At 69.2% G+C, this 20,073-nt stretch carries 13 protein-coding genes; 1 reads left to right on the forward strand and 12 read right to left on the reverse strand.

The features are described 5' to 3' along the window. Nucleotides 1–8 precede the first annotated feature (8 nt). From BM436_RS09485 to BM436_RS09525, 9 genes are all read right to left on the reverse strand, one after another. Complete coding sequence (locus BM436_RS09485; protein WP_093555464.1) at nt 9–521, reverse strand: MarR family winged helix-turn-helix transcriptional regulator; 513 nt, start codon at nt 519–521, stop codon at nt 9–11. Nucleotides 522–534: 13 nt separating this feature from the next. Continuing rightward, nucleotides 535–1,308, reverse strand: a complete 774-nt coding sequence (locus BM436_RS09490) for an SDR family NAD(P)-dependent oxidoreductase (RefSeq protein ID WP_093555273.1) — start codon at nt 1,306–1,308, stop codon at nt 535–537. Between the two features lie 3 nt (nt 1,309–1,311). Continuing rightward, a complete protein-coding gene (locus BM436_RS09495; protein WP_093555274.1) occupies nt 1,312–3,762 on the reverse strand; it encodes a bifunctional salicylyl-CoA 5-hydroxylase/oxidoreductase in 2,451 nt (816 codons plus the stop codon). Beyond that, nucleotides 3,759–5,414: a benzoate-CoA ligase family protein gene (locus BM436_RS09500; RefSeq protein ID WP_229489804.1), complete on the reverse strand. Its 1,656-nt coding sequence runs from the start codon at nt 5,412–5,414 to the stop codon at nt 3,759–3,761. The genes BM436_RS09495 and BM436_RS09500 overlap by 4 nt, the downstream gene beginning before the upstream one ends. 131 nt (nt 5,415–5,545) lie before the next feature. Next, complete coding sequence (locus tag BM436_RS09505) at nt 5,546–6,265, reverse strand: response regulator (protein ID WP_093555276.1); 720 nt, start codon at nt 6,263–6,265, stop codon at nt 5,546–5,548. 74 nt (nt 6,266–6,339) lie between these two features. Beyond that, nucleotides 6,340–11,310 (reverse strand): two-component regulator propeller domain-containing protein, encoded by a 4,971-nt coding sequence (locus tag BM436_RS09510; RefSeq protein ID WP_229489812.1) that lies wholly within the window; start codon nt 11,308–11,310, stop codon nt 6,340–6,342. A 110-nt stretch (nt 11,311–11,420) separates the two neighbouring features. Further along, entirely contained in the window at nt 11,421–12,590 is a 1,170-nt protein-coding gene (locus tag BM436_RS09515) for a patatin-like phospholipase family protein (protein ID WP_143133038.1), read from the reverse strand. A 98-nt stretch (nt 12,591–12,688) separates the two neighbouring features. Then, the gene (gene ggt / locus BM436_RS09520) at nt 12,689–14,464 is read right to left on the reverse strand and encodes a gamma-glutamyltransferase (RefSeq protein WP_093555278.1); all 1,776 of its coding nucleotides are present in this window, start codon (nt 14,462–14,464) and stop codon (nt 12,689–12,691) included. Between the two features lie 85 nt (nt 14,465–14,549). Further along, nucleotides 14,550–15,308: a 3-hydroxyacyl-CoA dehydrogenase gene (locus BM436_RS09525; protein WP_093555279.1), complete on the reverse strand. Its 759-nt coding sequence runs from the start codon at nt 15,306–15,308 to the stop codon at nt 14,550–14,552. 219 nt (nt 15,309–15,527) lie between these two features. Here BM436_RS09525 and BM436_RS09530 point away from each other — a divergent pair, with 219 nt between their 5' ends. Continuing rightward, nucleotides 15,528–16,247 carry a PEP-CTERM sorting domain-containing protein gene (locus BM436_RS09530; protein WP_093555280.1) on the forward strand — a complete coding sequence of 240 codons (720 nt, stop codon included), beginning with the start codon at nt 15,528–15,530 and terminating at the stop codon, nt 16,245–16,247. Here the strand turns inward: BM436_RS09530 and BM436_RS09535 are convergent. The 3 genes from BM436_RS09535 to adk form a co-directional block, all read right to left on the reverse strand. Continuing rightward, the gene (locus BM436_RS09535) at nt 16,244–16,660 is read right to left on the reverse strand and encodes a hypothetical protein (protein ID WP_143133040.1); all 417 of its coding nucleotides are present in this window, start codon (nt 16,658–16,660) and stop codon (nt 16,244–16,246) included. The genes BM436_RS09530 and BM436_RS09535 overlap by 4 nt on opposite strands. Nucleotides 16,661–16,868: 208 nt before the next feature. Then, nucleotides 16,869–19,034, reverse strand: coding sequence for a sodium-translocating pyrophosphatase (locus BM436_RS09540; protein ID WP_093555282.1), 2,166 nt, complete (start codon nt 19,032–19,034; stop codon nt 16,869–16,871). 249 nt (nt 19,035–19,283) lie between these two features. Beyond that, on the reverse strand, nt 19,284–19,940 hold the full coding sequence (gene adk, locus BM436_RS09545; protein WP_093555283.1) for an adenylate kinase: 657 nt from the start codon (nt 19,938–19,940) through the stop codon (nt 19,284–19,286). Between the last annotated feature and the right edge of the window lie 133 nt (nt 19,941–20,073).

Genomic DNA, 20,073 nt, shown 5'->3' on the forward strand with positions numbered 1-20,073 from the left:
TCCTTTGCTTAGTTTTCGGGCGCGTCGAGGTGGCGCTTCATCTGCGACAGCAGCGTGATGAGCTGCGCCTTGTCCTCCTGCGAAATCGGCTGCAGCAGCTCGGCGATCCAGCCCTCGTGCACCTCGGCCATGGCGGCGAAGGCCTCGCGGCCGGCCGGCGTCAGCGTCACGCTGTAGGCGCGGCCGTCGCGCGGATCGGGCACGCGCGCCACCAGCCGCTCCTGCTCCAGCTGGTCGGTGATGCCGGTGATGTTGCCGCCGGTGACCATCATGCGCTTGGACAGCTCGCCCATGCGCAGGCCCTCCGGGTGGCGCTCCAGCTGCGCCATCAGGTCGAAGCGCGGCAGCGTGATGCCGAAGGTGGCGCGCAGGCGGCCGCGGATCTCGTTCTCTATCTTGGTGGTGCAGGACAGCATGCGCAGCCACAGCTTGAGCGACTGGTGGTGGTCCTGCGTGAGGCGGCTGGCCAGGTCGAGCACCTGGGCCTCGCCGCCGTGTGGATGGTCGTCCGGGAGGGGCATGGTCGTCTTCACCTTACATCACTTCGCCGCCGGCGACGGCGATCGCTTGTCCATTCATGGCGGACGAATCGGGCAGGCACAGCCAGGCCACCGCGTTCGCCACCTCCTCGCTTTGCACCAGCCGCTTTTGCGGATTGCCGGCCGCCAGTTCGGCGCGCGCCTGGTCCTCGCTGCGGCCGGTCCTGGCGACGATGTTGGCGATGGCGTCCCGCACGATGTCGGTCTCCGTGTAGCCGGGGCAGACCGCGTTCACCGTCACGCCCTTGGCCGCCACCTCCAGCGCCAGCGCGCGCGTCAGGCCGATCACGCCGTGCTTGGCGGCGACATAGCCGGACACGTAGCGGTAGCCGGTCAGCCCCGCCGTCGACGCCACGTTGACGATGCGGCCCCACCCCGATTCCAGCATGGCCGGCAAGGCCGCCTGGCAGCAATGGAACACGCCGGACAGGTTCACCGCCAGCATCTGCTGCCAGTGCGCGGTGTCGGTCTTGAGGAAGGGCGCGGGCCGCGCCTGGCCGGCGTTGTTGACCAGGATGTCGACGGGGCCGAAGCGCTGCGCGGCGGCGGCGAAGCCCAGTTCGACCGAGGCCTCGTCGGCCACGTCCATCCCCTGCACGGCCACCTCGCCCAGGGGCCGCAGCGCGAGCTGGGCCTCGGCCAGCTTGGCCACGTCGCGCCCGGCCAGCGTGACGCGGGCGCCGCGCAGCAGCAGCGCGCGCGCGCAGGCCAGGCCGATGCCGCGGCCGCCGCCGGTCACCAGCGCGTGTTTGCCTTTCAAGGTGTCCATCGTCTATCCCTCCAGCAGCCGCGCGGCCACCTGTTGCGGACTAAGGCCGGTGTTGGCCGCCGCCAGCTGCCGCTCGCGTTCAAGGTTCCGTTCAAGCTGCTGCTTGCCCGGCATGTATTGCCTCGGCCAGGCCACCGGCCGGTGACCCAGTTTGGCCGCCTCGTGCAGCGTCCACGCCGGATCGGCCAGATGCGGGCGGCCCACCGCGCACAGGTCGGCGCGGCCGGCGGCGATGATGCCGTTGGCGTGGTCCGCCTCGAAGATGGAGCCCACCGCCATCGCGGCGATGCCCGCCTCGTTGCGCACGCGGTCGGCGAAGGGGGTCTGGAACATGCGGCCGTAGAGCGGTTTTTCCAGCTTGCTGACCTGGCCGGACGAACAGTCGATGACGTCGGCGCCTGCCTGCTTGAACAGGCGCGCGATGGCCACCGCGTCGTCCGGCGTGATGCCGCCCTCCACCCAGTCGTGGGCCGAGATGCGCACGCTCATCGGCTTGTGCGCGGGCCAGGCGGCGCGCATGGCGGCGAACACCCGCAGCGGGAAGCGGCAGCGGTTCTCCAGCGCGCCGCCGTACTCGTCGCCGCGCTGGTTGGTGAGCGGCGAGATGAAGGACGACAGCAGGTAGCCGTGCGCGCAGTGCAGTTCCAGCCAATCGAAGCCGGCCTGGTCGGCGGCCAGCGTGGCGCGCGCGAAGTCCGCCTCGATGCGCGCCATGTCGGACAGCGTGGCGGTGCGGGCGGTCTGCGACACGCCGGCCAGGTATTGCTGCGCGGAGGCCGAGACCAGCGGCCAATTGCCGGCGTCGGCGGGCAGCGGCAGGTCGATGCCGTCCCACATGGCGCGGGTGGAGCCCTTGGCGCCCGCGTGGCCCAGTTGCAGGCCGATCGCCGCGTCGCTGTGCCGGTGGACGTAGTCGACGACGCGCTTCCAGGCCAGCGTGTGTTCGGGCGTGTACATGCCGGGGCAGTGCGGCGTGATGCGGGCGTCGGCCGAGACGCAGGTCATCTCGGCCATCACCAGCGCGGCGCCGCCCATGGCGCGCGCGCCCAGGTGCACCAGGTGGTAGTCGCCGACGGTGCCGTCCACGGCGCTGTACTGCGCCATCGGCGAGACCACGACGCGGTTCTTCAGCACCAGGCCGCGCGCCTTGAACGGCGTGAACATCGGCGGAATGGCCGGCGCGGCGCCACCGTCGACGCCGCTTGTGGGGTCTGACCCGGAAGCGCCGCTGACGCCGCTTCCGGCCGGCCATGGCAGGCCGGCCTGGGCGTGGGCGCGCGCGGCGAACCAGCGCTCGTAGCCGGCCACGTAGGCGGGGTCGCGCAGGCGCAGGTTTTCGTGCGACAGGCGCTGGCTGCGCGTGAGCATGGAGTAGGCGAACTGCGGCGCCTCGAGCGCCGTGTAGCGCTCCACGTTCTCGAACCATTCCATGGAGTTGCGCGCGGCGCTCTGTATCTTCAGCACCTCCACCGAGCGCGCGGCCTGGTATTCGTCCAGCGCGGCGCGCACGCCCCCGGCCTCGGCGCCATGGCGCGCGAAGCTGCGCGCCAGCTCGATCGCGTCCTCCAGCGCCAGCTTGGTGCCCGAGCCGATGGAGTAATGCGCCGAGTGCGCGGCGTCGCCCATCAGCACCACCGGCACCTCGCCGTTCCAGTGCACCCACTGTTCGCAGACGATGCGCGGGAACTTGATCCAGGCGCTGGAACCGCGCAGGTGGCCGGCGTTGGACATCAGCGCGTGCCCGTCCAGCTGGTCCGCGAACAGCGTCTCGCACCAGGCGATGGCCTGTTCCTGCGTCATGTCCTCCAGCCCGGCGGCGCGCCACACCGTCTCCGGCGTCTCGACGATGAAGGTCGAGGTGTCGCCGTCGTACTGGTAGATGTGGGCCTGGAACCAGCCGTGCGGGGTTTCCTTGAAGGCGAAGGTGAAGGCGTCGAACTTCTTCCTCGTGCCCAGCCACACGAAGCGGCATTGCCGCGTTTCGATTTGCGGACGGTAGGTGTCGGCGTAGCGCGCACGCACGCGGCTGTTCAAGCCGTCGGAGGCGATCACCAGGTCGGCCCGGTGGCGCGCGGCGAGGTCCCGGTCGTCCGCGACCTCGGTCTCGAACACCAGCTCCACGCCCAGCTCCTCGCAGCGCTGTTGCAGGATGTTGAGCAGGCGCTTGCGGCCGATGCCGCAGAAGCCGTGCCCGCCCGAGGTGATCTTGCCGCCCTTGAAGTGGATGTCGATGTCGTCCCAGTGGTTGAAGGATTGCAGGATGGCGCGCGCTGTGGGCTCGTCGGACGCGGCCAGGTTGCCCAGCGTCTGGTCGGAGAACACCACGCCCCAGCCGAAGGTGTCGTAGGGGCGGTTGCGTTCGACGACGACGACGCGGTGCGATGGATCTTGTTTCTTCATCAGCAGGCCGAAATACAGGCCGGCCGGGCCGCCCCCCATGCAAACGATGTTCATGCGCCCTCCCGCAGCTTGAAGCGCTGCAGCTTCCCCGTTTCGGTGCGCGGCAGCGACGCCACGAACCGCAACGCGCGCGGATATTTGTAGGGCGCGATCTGCTCTTTGACGAACTCCTGCAGCTCGGCCGCCATGCGCGGGCTCGGCTCGAAGCCGTCCTTCAGCACCACGTGCGCCTCCACCACCTGGCCCCTCTCCTCGTCCGGCTTGCCGACCACGCCGCATTCGGCCACCGCCGGATGGCGCAGCAGCGCGTCCTCCACCTCGGGCCCGGCGATGTTGTAGCCGGCCGAGATGATCATGTCGTCGGTGCGCGAGCGGTAGAAGAAATAGCCGTCGGCGTCCATCTCGTAGGCGTCGCCGGTGAGGTTCCAGCCGTCGCGCACGTAGTCGCGCTGGCGCTCGTCGGCCAGGTAGCGGCAGCCGGTCGGCCCCTTCACGGCCAGCCTGCCGATCACGCCCGGGCCCACCGGCTTGCCGTCGTCGTCCAGCACGCAGGCCTGGTAGCCGGGCACCGGCTTGCCGGTGGCGCCGGGGCGGATGTCGTCGTCCGCCGCCGAGATGAAGATGTGCAGCATCTCGGTCGCGCCTATGCCGTCTATCATGCGCAGGCCGGTGGCCCGCTGCCAGGCCTCGCGCGTGGCCAGCGGCAGCGCCTCGCCGGCCGACACGCTCGCGCGCAGGCTGGCCAGGTCGCGGGTGGGCGCCAGCGCCGCCATCTGGCGGTAGAAGGTGGGCGCGGTGAAGCACACCGTGGCGCGGTATCGCTCGATCGCCAGCAGCAGCGTTTCGGGGGTGAGCTTTTCCAGCAGCACGGCGCAGGCGCCGGCGCGCAGCGGGAACAGCAGCAGGCCGCCCAGGCCGAAGGTGAACGCCAGCGGCGGCGTGCCGATGAAGACGTCGTCGGCGCGCGTCTTGAGCACCGAGCGCGGGAAGCAGTCGCAGATGGCCAGCACGTCGCGGTGGAAGTGCATGGTGCCCTTGGGGACGCCGGTGGTGCCGGAGGTGAAGCTGATCAGGCAGACGTCGTCGGCCGCCGTGTCGCAGGCCGTGAACGCGGCCTCCTGCGCCGCCGCCAGCGCCTCGAGCGAGCCCTCGGCGCCGCCCGTGTTGAACCACACGACCTTGCGCGGCAGGCCGGGCGCCGCCTCCAGTTCGGCGCGCAGGCCGTCCGCGCACAGCGCGGCGTCGACCTCGGCCTTGACCAGGATGGCGCCCAGCTCGCGCGCGCGCAGCAGCGGCATGGTGGGCACGGCCACCAGTCCGGCCTTGAGCACGCCCAGCACGGCGGCCGCCATCCAGGGCGTGTTGGCGCCACGCAGCAGCACGCGGTTGCCGGTCTTCAGGCCCATCGGGCCGCGCAGCGCGTTGGCGACGCGGTTCACGTGTTCCAGCAGCTCGGCGTAGCTCCAGTCGCCGCTCGCGGAGCGGATCGCCACGCGGGCGCCGCCGCCCCGCCGGACCGCGCGGTCCAGCAGTTCGGCCACGCAATTGAGGCGTTCGGGGTAGCGCAGCTCCGGCAGGTCGAAGCGCAGTTCGGGCCACAGCTCGCGCGGTGGCAGGTGGTCGCGCGCGTATGGATCCTCATGCGCGCTGGCGCCCATGCCGGCGGCGGGTGGGCCGGATGGGGGCGCGGCGTTTGCTCTGTTCATGGTCGCCCTTGGGTAGGATGGTCGGTTCAAGTCAGTCGGCGGACTTTTACTTTAAACCTAAACTATCCCTGCGACAAGGGCTTTGTGGGGGCCGGGCCGGAACCCCGGCGCGGGTCCCGCTCCGCGCGCGCCTACTCGGCGCCGATGGATTTGCGCACCAGCGCCGACTGGTGGATGACGGCGCGGATCACGTCCGACAGCACGGCCTGCACCGCGTCGCTGGAGAGGAAGCCGGGCGCGAAGCTTTTCAGCGCGCTGGCCGCGCCGGTCAGGCCCAGGGTCACGCAGCCGGCGTGCAGCCGGTCGATGCGGGTCTGCGCCTCCTGCTGCTCGCCGCGCGCGAACAGCGCGTCGAGTTCACCGCTGGCGGCGGTCAGCTGGTTCTGGAAGCCGGTCAGGTAGACCAGCAGGCGGTCGGCGTTGATCCCCAGCCGCAGCTGCGTGGCCGACGGCGCCTCGGCGTGGTGCTCGTAGCCGCTGGCCGCCTGGTCCAGGAAGGCGGTCAGGTGGATGCGCACCTGGTCGGCCTGGAAGGGCTTGACGATGTAGCCGGCGGCGCCGGCCTTGGTGGCCTGGTGCACGGTCTCCTTGTCGGTGGCCGAGGACACCAGCACGAAGGGCATGGCGCTCAGCGCGGCCTCGCCCTTGACGCGCTGCAGCAATTCCATGCCGGACAGGCGCGGCATGCGCAGATCGCAAAACACGATGGCCGGACGCAGGCCGTCTTCCAGCTGCTGCCAGGCGTCGGCCCCGTCCTCCGCTTCCACTATATCGAACTTGCCGCAACTGTCGATCAGGTGCATCAGCACCATGCGCGAAACGACATCATCATCAACTACCAGTACTTTCATCTAGAAATTCTCCAGTGCCTTCATGGCTGTGGTGTGGCACTGTTGCCCATATTACCCGATAACCATCGCAAATGTCAGTCCGGCTGCGCCACCTGGGCCACCCCGGCCAGCATCGCGCGCAGTTGCGGCAGCTGATCGGCGATGACGTGCCAGTCGGCGCGGTCGGCGGCCTGTTCCAACTGGCCGCACAAGTCGCGCATCTCCGGTTCGTCCAGATAGGCCGCGCTGCCCTTCATGCCGTGGAACAGGCGGCCGGCCGCGTCGCCGTCGCGCGCCGCCAGCGCCTCCTCCAGCTCCGCCAGGCGGGCCGGCAGGTCGGCCAGGAAGGCCGCGCGCAGGCGCGCCTTGAGCGGATCGTCCTCCTGCCCGCGCGGCGCGGGGCGGCTTTGCATCACCGGCGGCAGCGTGGGCGCGCCGCCGGCCGCCGCGGCCTGCACGCCGAACATCGCGTCCAGGTCGTCCAGGCTGGGGCGGGCCTGCTCGCGCGGCGCCATGCGCGGCAGCTTGATGCCGCGCTGCAGCTGGCGCTCGATGGCGCGGCTCAACTGGTAGTGCAGCGCCGCCTCGTCGATCGGCTTGGTGAGGAAATCGTCCATGCCGGAGGCCAGGTAGCGGCTGCGGTCCTCCTCGCTGGCGTTGGCGGTGAGCGCGATGATCATCAATTCCTGGTCGCGCACCGGCGCGCCCTCCGGACCGCCGGCCCGTATCAGGCTGGTGGCGCTGGGGCCGTCCATCTCCGGCATGCGGCCGTCCATCAGTATCAGGTCGTAGCGGGTGCGCGCGCAGGCGGCCACCGCCAGCAGGCCGTTGGCCGCGATGTCGACCTTGTGGCCCAGGTCCTCGAGCATCATGCGGATGATGATCTGGTTGGTCGGGAAGTCCTCGGCGCACAACACCTTGAGCTGGTGGCTGTGCGGCTCGCGCGGCACGTGCACCACCACCGGCGGGGCCACGCCGTCGCGCAGCGGCAGCTCGAAGGTGAACACGCTGCCCACGCCCGGCGTGCTGGCCACGCGGATCTCGCCACCCATCAGCTCCACCAGCTGGCGGCAGATCGCCAGCCCCAGGCCGGTGCCGCCGTAGCGGCGCGTGGTGGTGCTGTCGGCCTGCTCGAACTTCTGGAACAGGCGCGGCATGGCGTCGGCCGGGATGCCGATGCCGGTGTCCTCAACCGTGAACCGTATCAGGTTGCGGCCCTCCTCCTCGGCGGCCGCGTCGCGCGGCAGCTGCTCCACCCGCAGCCGCACCTCGCCGCGCTGGGTGAACTTGAAGGCGTTGCCCACCAGGTTCACCAGCACCTGGCGCAAGCGGGTCGGGTCGCCCACCACGAAGGTCGGCAGGCCGTCGCCGAAGTCCACCGAGAAGCCCACGCTGTAGGCGGCGGCCTGCTCCTCGAACAGGCTGGCCACGTTCTCCACCATGCCGGCCAGCGCGAAGTCGATGTTCTCGATGGTCAGCTTGCCGGCCTCGATCTTGGAGAAGTCCAGCAGGTCGTTGATGATGGACAGCAGCGCCTGGGCGTTGACCTGGGCCCGCTCGATCTGCTCGCGGGTGGCGTCCTGCAGGGTGGCGTCGCGCAGCGCGAAGCCCTGCATGCCGATCACGCCGGCCAGCGGCGTGCGCATCTCGTGGCTCATGTTGGCCAGGAACTCGGACTTCTGCTGCGTCGCGTCCTCCGCCTTCTGCTTGGCGTAGCGCAGGCGCTCGTCGTTGTCCTGCAGCGCGCGGTTGGCCTGCGCCAGCTCCTCGGTGTGCAGCCGCACCTGCGCCTGCTGCTGCATCAGCTGGTCCTGCGTGTCGCGCAACTCGCGCAGCGTCTCCTCCAGGCGCTGGTAGGCCATGGCGTTGTCCAGGCTGACGGCGGCGTGCGCGGCCAGCGTCTGCAGCATGTCCAGGTGCACCTGGCGGTAGGCGTTCTTGGCGCGGCTCTGCACCGACAGGATGCCGACCACGCGGTCGTTGACGATCAGCGGCGTGTACAGCATCGACTGCGCGTATTCGGCCTCGGTGCCGTCGGCCAGCAGCGCGGGCCTGAGCTTTTCCAGCCCGCCGGGCCCCATGTAGCGGCTGTACTCGTTGTAGAAGTCGTTGATGAAGATGTCGTGGCGGTGGAACAGGCACCACACGGCCAGCTGGTCCGGGTCGTCCACGCGGCGGCTGTACGGCAGGCTGCGCAGGCCGCGCTCCATCGAGAACGGGAACTCCAGCAGGCCGGCCTCCTCGCGGTAGAAGCCGACGCCGAACATGTCGGTGTCCATCAGGTGGCGCACGTGGCGGTACAGGGTGCGCATGGCCTTCTCGATGTCCAGCGTGGCGCTCATCTCGCGCCCGATCTCGCTCAGCACCGAGATGTTGCGGTGCGCCTGCTCCACCGCCTCCTTCTGCGACTCCACCTCGTGCTTCTGGCGCTCGGCGTCCATGCGGCGCTGCTCGGCCTCGGCGCGCTGGGCCTCGGCCTCGACGCGGCGCCGCTCCAGCTCCGTCTTCTGCTGCTGCAGCAGCTGGTTCTTCAGCTCCACCTCGGTGGTGCGCAGGCCGACCTGGTATTCCAGCTGCGCCTTCTGCGAACGCAGCTGGCGCATGCGCACCCGGTACACGGCCCAGGCGCTGCCCAGCAGCAGGGCCGCCACCGAGCCGCGGAACCACCAGGTCTTCCAGTACGGCGGCAGGATGGTGATGTCCAGCGTGGCCGCGTGGTCGGTCCAGACGCCGTCCTTGTTGGCCGCCTTCACGCGGAACACGTAATGGCCGGGGTCCAGGTTGGTGTAGGTGGCGAAGCGCTTGGCCGAATCGGTCACCACCCAGTCCTTGTCGAAGCCCTGCAGCTGGTAGGCGTAGCGGTTGCGCTGCGGCGCGGCGTAGTGCAGCGCGGCGAACTCCAAGGAGAACACCGAGTCCTGCTCGCGCAGCGTGAGCGCGGCGGTGTGCTCGATGGCGTTGCTCAGGATGCCGTCGCCCTGCCCCACCCGCACCGGCTTGTTGAAGATGTGGAAGTCGGTGATGGCCACCGTCGGCGCCACGCTGTTCTCGCGGATCTCGGCCGGCGCGAACGCGGTCACGCCGTTGAAGCCGCCGAAGTACATGGTGCCGTCGGGCGTGCGCAGCGCCGAGCCGTCGAAATAGGCGCCCTCGATGGTGCCGTCGGCGGCGCCGTAGTTGCGCACCTGGCCGGTCTGCGCGCTCAGGCGGCTGATGCCGGTGTTGGTGCTGAGCCAGAGGTGGCCGCGCTCGTCGTCCAGGATGCCGGCGATGGCGTCGTCGGCCAGGCCGTCGCGGCGCTGGTAGCGGCGGAACCGCACGCCGCCGTCGGCGCCGATCTCCATCCGGTTCAGCCCCCCGGCCGTGCCCACCCACACCACGCCCTGGCGGTCCTCGTACAGGTAGTGCACCTCGTCGTGGCTCAGGCTGGCGGGGTCGGCGGGGTCGTGGCGGAAATGGCGGAAGTGGCCGGTGCCGCGGTCGAGCAGATCGAGGCCGTTGAAGGTGCCGACCCACAGCGCGCCGCGGCTGTCCTCCAGGATGGGCCGCACCACGTTGTCGGCCAGGCTGTTGCTGTCGGACGGGTCGTGGCGGTAGGTGCGGGCGGCGCCCGTCCTGGGGTCGTAGCGGTGCAGGCCGCCGCGGGTGGCGATCCACAGCACGCCGTCGCGGTCGCCGGCGATGTTGCGCACGTTGTCGCCGTCCGGGTCGCCGGCCCAGGCGCTCACGCGCTTGAAGCGGCGCGTGGCGGGGTCGAAGCGGCGCACGCCGTTGCGCCCGCCCACCCACAGCGCGCCGCCGGGGCCGCGCTCGCGCCACAGCGCCATCACCTGCGGGTCGCGCGCGTCGGCGAAACCGGGGCCGGAATCGCGGAACACCTGGCCCTCGCCGGCCACCGGGTCGTACAGCGTGAGGCCGTCGTTGTTGCCCAGCCAGAGCTTGCCGCCGCCGGCGTCGACGATGGCGCGCACCTTGTTGTCGGACAGCGAGGCGGGACGCTCGGCGTCGTGCACCAGGCGCGCGAAGCCGCCGCTGCCCAGGTCCACCCGGCTCACGCCGTTGTACCAGGTGCCCACCCACAGCGTGCCGAGGCGGTCGCGGAACAGCGACGACACGTAGTTGTCGGCCACGCTGTGCGGGTCCGTCACCTGGTGCCGGTACTGCACGAAGCGCTGGTCGTCCGGGCGCCAGCGGAACAGGCCCTCGGTCTGGGTGCCGGCCCACACGATGCCCTCGCCGTCCTGGTAGATGGTGGTGACCACGCCCGGCCTGAGGCCCTCGCGCTCGCCGATGCGGCGGCGCGACGGCGCCGCGCCCCTGGCGCCCGGCGCCAGCTGCCATTGCTCGATGCCGCCCATGGTGCCCACCCACAGGGTGCGCTGCTGGTCGGCGTACAGCGACATCACGGCCTCGAAGCGGGTGTCCGGCGCGGCCTCCACGCGGAAGTGGCGGAAGCCCTGCGCGCCCGGCTCCAGCATGTCCAGGCCGGTCGCGGTGCCGACCCACAGGCGGCCGTCGGCGTCGCGCGCCAGCGCGTTGACCTGGTCGTTGCCCAGGCTGGCCGGCAGCGCCGCGTCGTGGTGCCAGAAGCGGTAGCGGCCGGTGGCCGGGTCGAAATGCTGCAGGCCGTCGGAGGTGCCTATCCACAGGCCGCCCTTGCCGTCGTCGACGATGGCGCGCACGTGGCGGTTGCCGTTGCCGCGCTTGACCGGCTCGTTGGGCGGGAAGTGGGTGAAGCTCTGGGTCAGCGGCTCGTAGCGGTCCAGGCCGCCGTCGGTGCCGACCCACATCCGCCCGGCGCCGTCCACGTGCAGCACCCGCACCCAGTTGTCGACCAGGCTGGCCGGGTCGGCCGCGACGCGGCGGAAGGTGACGATGCGCGCGCCGTCGTAGCGCGACAGGCCGGCCTGGCTGCCGAACCACATGAAGCCCTGCTGGTCCTGCGCCACCGCCAGCACCGATTCCTGCGCCAGCCCCTCCTCCATCGCCAGCTGGTCGAAGCGCAGCGTGCGCGGCGGCGCGGCCGCCTGCGCCGGGCCGGGCGCGGCCTGGCCGAGCGCCAGCAACAGCAGCGCCGATGGCAGCAGCTGGAGCGTTCGGCGGTGGAGGCGGCGGGCAGACGGCACGGGGGACCAGTTAGGGAAAGGTGATGGGTGGCGGGAGGCGGTTCGCGGTTTCAGGAGCCGAAGAAGGCCAGCACGTCCTCCTTGCGGGCCTGCGTGTCGCGCTGGCCCAGGCGGATCAGCTCGCAAGTATACGTGGATTCGAACAACAGGTACGACGCCAGCGCGGCGCCGCGCGTTTCGGTCGCGCCTATGCCGGACAGCATGGTGCGGATCGGCGCCGGCAGGCTGGCGATGTGGCGGCTGGCGATGTCGTCGAGCCGCTCGGACGGCGCGATCACCAACAGCTCCACGGGCCGCAGCGGCGTCTGCGACAGGTACTCCTCCGGCAGCAGCGACAGCGTCTTGTTGACCCGGTTCAGGCGCTCGATGTCCACCGCCAGGCTGTCCAGGAAGATCGAGGACAGCGCGTGGCCGGCGATCTGCGCCAGGCTGGGATAGCGCGGCGCCTCGGTCTTCTGGGTGGCCGGCTCGGTGAGGCGGCCGGCGCCCACCACCAGCACCTTGTCCGCGCCCAGGTGGATGGCCGGCGAGATCGGCGCCAGCTGGCGCATCGAGCCGTCGCCGCAGTATTCCTGCTGGCCACCCAGGTACAGCGGCGTGGCCGGGAAGATGAAGGGGATGGCCGACGACGCCAGCAGGTGCTCGACGCCGATCTGGTCCTGCAGCGCGATGCGCTGCATGCGCACCCACGGCGCGATCTCGGCGGCGGTCTGGTAGAAGGTGATGTGCTGGCCGCCGGTGTAGGACGAGGCGGTGACGGCCAGCGCGTGCAACAAGCCCTCCTGCAGCACCGTGTCCAGCCGCGGCAGGTCCAGCATGCGGTGCAGCAGCGACACCAGCGGTGTGTTGTCGAGCAGGGACTGGGGCGGCGCGGCGCGCCACTTGCGCAGCAGCCAGCCGAACGACAGCAGCGACAGCCAGCGCGCGCCGGAGCGGATCACGCCCAGCGAGTCGGCGCGGTAGACCTGCTCGACCTCCATATTGGTCCACACGTCGAGCAGCTTTTGCACGCCCTCGCCGAAATTGTCGGCGCGGCAGGCCAGCGCGGTGCCGTTGATGGCGCCGGCCGAGGTGCCGCAGATGATGCTGAACGGGTTGCGCGACGGCGGCCAGCCGTCCTCCCACAGGATCTCGGAAATGGCTTGCAGCACGCCGACCTGATAGGCGGCGCGGGCGCCTCCCCCGGTGAGTATCAGGCCTGTTTTCTTTTTCATTCCCATCTTAGAGAGAGTAGCAGGGTCCGCCCGCTTTGGGCAGTGGCGGGGTTACCACAGTGACAATATATTTATCCTATTGTCAATTATATCCCGATAACAAGCTAGTCGCCGAGCACGGCGCCCTCGCGGCGCGGATCGGCGCCGCCGAACCACAGTTCGCGCCCGCCGCGGCGCAGGCGCTGGATGCCCTGCAGGCCGGAGTTCTGCTCGTACTGGCGGATGTCGTGGCCGCGCGCCTTGAGCGCCTCCAGCACCTCCGGCGCGACGCGGTTGGCCTCCAGCTCCGTGGGGCCGTTGCGGCTGCCGAAGTTGGGCAGGCTGATGGCTTGCTGCACGTCCAGCCCCCAGTCCAGCGTCCCCACCAGCACCTTGGCCACGTAGTTGATGATGGCCGAGCCGCCCGGCGAGCCGGTGGCCAGCACCAGTTTTTTTGTCGCCTTGTCGAACACCAGCGTGGGCGACATCGCGCTGCGCGGGCGCTTGCCCGGCTGGACGCGGTTGGCGATCGGGCCGTTCTCGTCGGCCGCGTCGAAGGAAAAGTCGGTCAGCTGGTTGTTGAGCAGGAAGCCGTCCACCATCTGGCGCGCGCCGAAGGCGTCCTCCACCGAGGTGGTCATCGACAGGCCGGCGCCATGGCCGTCCACCGCCACCAGGTGCGAGGTCGAAGGCCGCTCGGGCGCCGTGTCCGCGCCCCAGGCGACGGCCACGTCCTCGGGCACGCCGGCGGGCGCGCGGCCCATCGAGCGCTCGGTGATCAGCGCCGCGCGCCGCGCCAGGTAGCGCTTGTCCAGCAGCGAGGCCACGCCGCGGCCGGGCAGCGGCACGAAGTCGGTGTCGGCCAGGTAGCGGTTGCGGTCCGCGTAGGCCAGCCGGCCCGCCTCGGTGAACAGGTGGATGGCCTCGGCGCCCACCTTGCCGTCCACCGGCGCGAGTTTCTCCATACCCTTCCCCTCCAGCACGCCCAGCATCTGCGCGATGGCGACGCCGCCGGACGAGGGCGGCGGCATGCCGCACACGGTCCAGGCCTTGTAGTCGGCGCACACCGGGTCGCGCTCCTTCGGCTGGTAGCCGGCGAGGTCGGCGGCCGTCAGCAGGCCGGGGTTGACCGGGTGCGCGGCCACCTTGGCGGCGATGTCGCGCGCGATGCGGCCGGTGTGGAAGGCGTCCGCGCCGCCCTTGGCGATCTCGCGCAGGGTGCGCGCCAGTTCCGGGTTTTTCAGCACGTGGCCGACCGGCCAGGGCTTGCCGTCCTGGTAGAAATAGGCGGCGGCGACGGGATCGCGCCGCAGGTAGCGGTCGTGGGCCAGCAGCGCGTTCAGGCGCGGGCTGACCGCGAAGCCGTTTTCGGCCAGCTTGATGGCGGGCGCGAACAGCGCCGCCCACGGCAGCTTGCCATGCTCGCGGTGCGCCAGTTCCAGCATGCGCAGTACGCCGGGCGCGCCCACCGAGCGGCCGCCGACCACGCCGGTCTCGCGCGACACCGGTTTGCCGTCCGCGTCCTGGAACAGGCGCTCGGTGGCGGCCGAGGGCGCGGTCTCGCGGCCGTCGTAGGCCTGCACGCGCTTGCCGTCGAAGTGCATCAGGAAGGCGCCGCCGCCGATGCCGGACGACTGCGGCTCCACCAGCGTCAACACCAGTTGGGTGGCGATGGCCGCGTCGATCGCGGCGCCGCCCCGCCTGAGCATCTGGTAGCCGGCCTCGGTGGCGTGCGGATTGGCCGCCGCCACCATGTATTTGGCGGCCGGCTTGCCGGCCTTCTCGGCGTAGCCGGTGGCGATTTCGGGCGCCGCGTCCTGGGCGCCGGCATGGGGGCTGGCCAGCGCGGCCAGCAAGGCCGCGAGCGACGCGGCCGCGGCCAGCTTGTGCAACTCGATCATGTGGGCTCCAAATGGAAACGGGCGCGCAGCCAGCCGACCGCGCGCCCGAACCCAGGCATCCTACAGGATTCCCACTACGTATGCATCACTTCGGTTGCATGCGGATGGCGCCGTCCAGGCGGATGGTCTCGCCGTTCAGCATGACGTTTTCGATGATGCTCTTGGCCAGCTGCGCGTACTCGGCGGGCTTGCCCAGGCGCTGCGGGAACGGCACCATCTTGCCCAGCGCGTCCTGCACCTCCTCCGGCATGCCCAGCAGCATCGGCGTCTCGAAGATGCCCGGCGCGATGGTCATCACGCGGATGCCGTTGCGCGACAGGTCGCGCGCCATCGGCAGGGTCAGGCCGGCGACGGCGGCCTTGGACGCGCCGTAGGCGGCCTGGCCCATCTGGCCGTCGAAGGCGGCCACCGAGGCGGTGTTGATCAGCACGCCGCGCTCGCCGTGCTCGAGCGGCTCGGTCTTGCTCATGGCCTCGGCGGCCAGGCGGCAGATGTTGAAGGTGCCGATCAGGTTGATGTTGACCACGCGCTGGAACACCTCCAGCGGATGGGCGCCCTCCTTGCCCAGGGTCTTCACGGCCGGCGCCACGCCGGCGCAATTGACCACGCCGCGCAGCGTGCCCAGCGCGGCCGCCGCCTCGACGACGGCCTTGCCGTCCGCCTCGGACGTGACGTCGCACTTGACGAACACGCCATTGAGTTCCTTGGCCAGGGCCTGGCCGGCCTCGGCCTGCACGTCGGCCAACACCACCTTGCCGCCGGCGTCCACGATCATGCGCGCGCTCGCCGCGCCCAGGCCCGAGGCGCCGCCGGTGACGATGAATACGTTGTCCTTGATTTGCATGTCTTCCCCTTCTCGCGAGTTAAATTCCGTCAAGGGTATCGTTTACGTAAACGTAAGGCAACGCCTTTGTCGCATTCGCCACCCAAGTGTCGAAAAATTTTACACTCGGCCCCACGTGCCGACCCTATCAAAACGCAAGTGATTGATTCGGCAGGGAATTTCCTATATGGAATGGTAATTGCTTTAAAACATCTATAATTACTTTTGAGGAAAATTCCCATGTCGATCAAGCACATCGTTGCCGTCCTGGCCATCTGCGCGTCCATCGCTCCCGCCGCGCAAGCGACCGTGGTCAGCCTGAAAGCAAGCGGCACCATCTCATACGGCTATGATTACGCGGGGATTTTTGGCGCGGCCAACGCCGACCTGACGGGCAAGGCGTTCTCGCAAACCCTCAGCATCGACATGGATGCCAACTATCGCTACACCCGCACCGATATGGATAACGTTTCTGGCAATTTCATCGAACTGAGCACCACGGTCGATGGCAACACCTACACGGCGGACCTCAGCAATTGGGGAGAGGTGGGCGTCTACAAGACCCTGTCCACTTACGGCAACAGCTACTGGTACTCGTATAGCGACCAGTTCTACGCCAACGGCGGCGGCTACGTCAATGGCGGCGCGCAGTATATCAGCGCGTACCAGAACATCTATTCCTATGACAACGCGTTCGCGGGCGGTACCGCCGTGACGGACACCGTCAGCCGCGCCGTGCAGTCGAACGACTTTGGCTACGCTTCCTTCGAGCTGTACGACACCGCGTATAATTGGAGCACCCAGACTTACTTCGACGCCAACAGCGGCCTGGTCTTCGAATTGAACGCCGCCGAGCAACTGGCGGCCAAGTCGGCGGACGTGCCGGAACCGGCCAGCCTGGCATTGTTCGCGATCGGCCTGGTGGGCGCGGCAGCGGCCCGCCGCCGCAAGCGCGCCTAACACTGCACCCAGGCGCCCTGGCGGCTGCACATGCGGCCGGAGGGATCGAGCACGATATTGCCGGCGCCGCTGCGGTATGGCGTGCCGCCGGCGTCGCGGCAGCCCAGCATGTCGCAGTTATTCAGGGGCTGGACGCCGGGCGGCGGGATCCACGGGGCCGGAGCGGGACTCACGGCCGGGCCGGGCGCGGGCCTGGCCAACGGCGCCACCACGACGGGCGGGCTGGGAACGGCGCGGCGCTGGGCCGGGCTCTTCGTCGGCGGACGGCGGCACGGTTCGACCAGCAGCCGCTTGCCGTCCGGCGCCAGCGCGCAGACCGGCAGGCGCCGGTAGGCCTCGAGCGCGGCCCCATCCTCCGCAGCGGTGCCCGCGGCCAGCAAGCCCAGCAGAGTCGTCAACAACAGCGTCCTCATGGCGTCCTCCCATCCGGCGGTGACGCCCTCATCGTACCCCTCCCCGCCGCTCCCCGTTATTCATTATCAAAGAGACATCGGTGTCAGGCGCGACATTCGGACACTTTGTACGCTATGCGCACGGAATGTCCGAATGTCGCGCCTGACACCGATGTAGTTGGGGAAAGTTCCGGGGCCTGGCCGCGCGGGGGCGGCCGGGTGGCGGGATTTATTTGGCGGGCGCCGCTTGCACGGGCTCGGCGGGGGCCATCAGGGGCGGCGGTGGCGGCGCGTGCGCGGGCGCGGGCGCGGCGGCGTGGACCGGCGCGTGCGTGGTGACGGCCAGCCAGCCGGTCGCCGGCAGCAGCGGCACCAGCAGCAGCGCGACGATGTTGATGATCTTGATCAAGGGATTGACCGCCGGTCCGGCCGTGTCCTTGTACGGGTCGCCCACGGTGTCGCCGGTGACGGCGGCCTTGTGCGCGTCCGATCCCTTGCCGCCGAAGTTGCCGTCCTCGATGTATTTCTTGGCGTTGTCCCAGGCGCCGCCGCCGGTGGTCATCGAGATCGCCACGAACAGGCCGGTGATGATGGTCCCCATCAGCAAGCCGCCCAGCGCGGCCGGTCCCAGCAGCATGCCGACCAGGATCGGCACCAGCACCGGCAGCAGCGAGGGGATGATCATTTCCTTGATGGCCGACGCGGTCAGCATGTCGACCGCCTTGTCGTATTCCGGCTTGGCCGTGCCTTCCATGATGCCCTTGATGTCGCGGAACTGGCGCCGCACCTCGACCACCACCGCGCCGGCCGCGCGCCCCACCGCCTCCATCGCCATGGCGCCGAACAGGTAGGGGATCAGGCCGCCGATGATGAGGCCGACGATCACCATCGGGTTCGACAAATCAAAGGTGATGCTGCGCCCCACCGATTCCAGCGCGTGCGTGTAGTCGGCGAACAGCACCAGCGCGGCCAGGCCGGCCGAACCGATCGCGTAGCCCTTGGTGACGGCCTTGGTGGTGTTGCCCACCGCGTCCAGCGGGTCGGTGATGGCGCGCACCGAGTCGGGCATGCCGGACATCTCGGCGATGCCGCCGGCGTTGTCGGTGATCGGGCCGTAGGCGTCCAGCGCGACGATGATGCCGGCCATCGACAGCATGGCGGTGGCGGCGATGGCGATGCCGTACAGCCCGGCCAGCTGGTAGGACACCAGGATGGCGGCGCACACCGCCAGCACCGGCCACGCGGTCGATTTCATCGACACGCCCAGGCCGGCGATGATGTTGGTGCCGTGCCCCGTGGTGGACGCCTCGGCGATGTGGCGCACCGGGTGGAAGTCGGTGCCGGTGTAGTACTCGGTGATGTAGACCATCAGCCCGGTCAGCACGATGCCGACCACGGTGGCGCCCAGCATGCTGTAGCGCATGGCGTCGTCGGTCCACACCTGCCAGGTGACGACCGCGAAGCCGATCAGCGACAGGCCGGCCGCCCACCACAGCCCGGTGTACAGCGCCGACATGATCTTCTTGCCCGGCTTGGCCTTGACCATGGAGCAGCCGATGATGGACGCCAGGATGGACACCGCGCCCAGCAGCAGCGGATAGACGATGGCCTGGGTCGGCGCGTTGGTGATCATCAGCGCGCCCAGCAGCATGGTGGCGATCAGCGTCACCACATAGGTCTCGAACAGGTCGGCCGCCATGCCGGCGCAGTCGCCGACGTTGTCGCCCACGTTGTCGGCGATCACGGCCGGGTTGCGCGGATCGTCCTCGGGGATGCCGGCTTCGACCTTGCCGACCAGATCGGCGCCCACGTCCGCGCCCTTGGTGAAGATGCCGCCGCCCAGGCGGGCGAAGATGGAGATCAGCGAGGCGCCGAAGGCCAGGCCGATCAGCGGCTTGATGACGTCGTGCGCGCTCTGCGCGGGATTGGGGTAGCCCTTGGAGGCGAGCGAGGTCAGCACCATGTAGAACAGCACCACGCCCAGCAGGCCCAGGCCCACCACCAGCATGCCGGTGATGGCGCCGCCCTTGAAGGCGACGTCGAGCGCCTCGTTCATGCCCTTGGAGGCCGCCTGCGCGGTGCGCACGTTGGCGCGCACCGAGACGTTCATGCCGATGAAGCCGCAGGCGCCGGACAGCACCGCGCCGATCAGGAAGCCGATCGCCGTTTGCGCGTCGAGCAGGAAGAAGATGGCGACCAGCAGCACCGCGCCCACCATCGAGATTGTCTTGTATTGCCGTCCGAGGTAGGCGGCCGCCCCCTGTTGGATCGCCAGTGCGATTTCCTGCATGCGCGGATTGCCGGGGTCCTGCTTCAAGATCCAGCTTCGCGCCCATAAGCCATAAACCACGGCGATCACGCCGCACGCCACTGCGAACCAAAGGCTTGCCGTCATGTTGTCCCCTTCGTTGTTATCAAGCTCGACCACTACGACTCTCGAAAGGCACCCTCTTGGAGCGCCCGCCAGACTGCGTACTGCACAATGCCGATGAAACAGAAGTTGAAGAAGAGTCTACAGCAAAGGTGGAAATTTAAGCAATTTCCGTTTCGTTTTAGGCAAATGTGGCGCAAACACAGCACACGAAAAAAAAGCGGACCGTGCGGTCCGCTTTTTCTGATAAACGATATGGCTGGTTTCGAAGGCTTATTTCGACAGCGCCTCGAACGCGCGGTCGCGGATCTCTTCGACGGCGCCCACGCCCTCGATCTTGCGGTATCGCGGCGCGTTGGCGTCGCCGGACTCGGCCCACTTGTTGTAGTAGCCCAGCAGCACTTCGGTCTGGTTGTGATAGACGTCCAGGCGCTTTTTCACGGTTTCAGGCTTGTCGTCGTCGCGCTGCACCAGGTCCTCGCCGGTGACGTCGTCCTTGCCTTCGACCTTGGGCGGATTGAATTTCACGTGGTACACGCGGCCCGAGGCCGGGTGCGAGCGGCGGCCGCTCATGCGCTCGACGATGGATTCGTCGGGCACGGCGATTTCCAGCACGTAGTCCACTTTCACGCCCGCGTCCTTCATCGCGTCCGCCTGCGCGATGGTGCGCGGGAAGCCGTCGAACAGGTAGCCGTTGGCGCAATCGCTTTCCTTCAGACGCTCCTTCACCAGGCCGATGATGATGTCGTCCGACACCAGCTGGCCCGCGTCCATCACTTTCTTGGCGGCCAGACCCATTTCCGTGCCGGCCTTGATGGCGGCGCGCAGCATGTCGCCGGTGGAGATCTGCGGAATGTTGTACTTTTCCTTGATGAAGTTAGCTTGGGTGCCCTTGCCGGCGCCGGGTGCTCCTAACAGAATGAGACGCATGAAAAAAGTCCTAAATGGATATAAGAAACTTGGGTGGTATGTATGAAAACGCCGCGTGCTTGTCTACCTTCTCTACGAAACTTACCACAAAAGGCCTCATTGACGCCAGTTTGTGAGCGATTTGGCATGTGGG

It is taken from the genome of Pseudoduganella namucuonensis, from assembly GCF_900116645.1.
In the GTDB taxonomy this organism is placed as follows: domain Bacteria; phylum Pseudomonadota; class Gammaproteobacteria; order Burkholderiales; family Burkholderiaceae_D; genus Rugamonas; species Rugamonas namucuonensis.

What these genes read in the sequence shown, in the direction of transcription:
- BM436_RS09485 (WP_093555464.1), bottom strand. Translation starts at nt 521, where the DNA reads ATGCCCCTCCCGGACGACCATCCACACGGCGGCGAGGCCCAGGTGCTC.
- BM436_RS09515 (WP_143133038.1), bottom strand. Translation starts at nt 12,590, where the DNA reads ATGGGAATGAAAAAGAAAACAGGCCTGATACTCACCGGGGGAGGCGCC.
- BM436_RS09495 (WP_093555274.1), bottom strand. Translation starts at nt 3,762, where the DNA reads ATGAACATCGTTTGCATGGGGGGCGGCCCGGCCGGCCTGTATTTCGGC.
- ggt (WP_093555278.1), bottom strand. Translation starts at nt 14,464, where the DNA reads ATGATCGAGTTGCACAAGCTGGCCGCGGCCGCGTCGCTCGCGGCCTTG.
- BM436_RS09505 (WP_093555276.1), bottom strand. Translation starts at nt 6,265, where the DNA reads ATGAAAGTACTGGTAGTTGATGATGATGTCGTTTCGCGCATGGTGCTG.
- BM436_RS09540 (WP_093555282.1), bottom strand. Translation starts at nt 19,034, where the DNA reads ATGACGGCAAGCCTTTGGTTCGCAGTGGCGTGCGGCGTGATCGCCGTG.
- adk (WP_093555283.1), bottom strand. Translation starts at nt 19,940, where the DNA reads ATGCGTCTCATTCTGTTAGGAGCACCCGGCGCCGGCAAGGGCACCCAA.
- BM436_RS09500 (WP_229489804.1), bottom strand. Translation starts at nt 5,414, where the DNA reads ATGAACAGAGCAAACGCCGCGCCCCCATCCGGCCCACCCGCCGCCGGC.
- BM436_RS09535 (WP_143133040.1), bottom strand. Translation starts at nt 16,660, where the DNA reads ATGAGGACGCTGTTGTTGACGACTCTGCTGGGCTTGCTGGCCGCGGGC.
- BM436_RS09490 (WP_093555273.1), bottom strand. Translation starts at nt 1,308, where the DNA reads ATGGACACCTTGAAAGGCAAACACGCGCTGGTGACCGGCGGCGGCCGC.
- BM436_RS09530 (WP_093555280.1), top strand. Translation starts at nt 15,528, where the DNA reads ATGTCGATCAAGCACATCGTTGCCGTCCTGGCCATCTGCGCGTCCATC.
- BM436_RS09525 (WP_093555279.1), bottom strand. Translation starts at nt 15,308, where the DNA reads ATGCAAATCAAGGACAACGTATTCATCGTCACCGGCGGCGCCTCGGGC.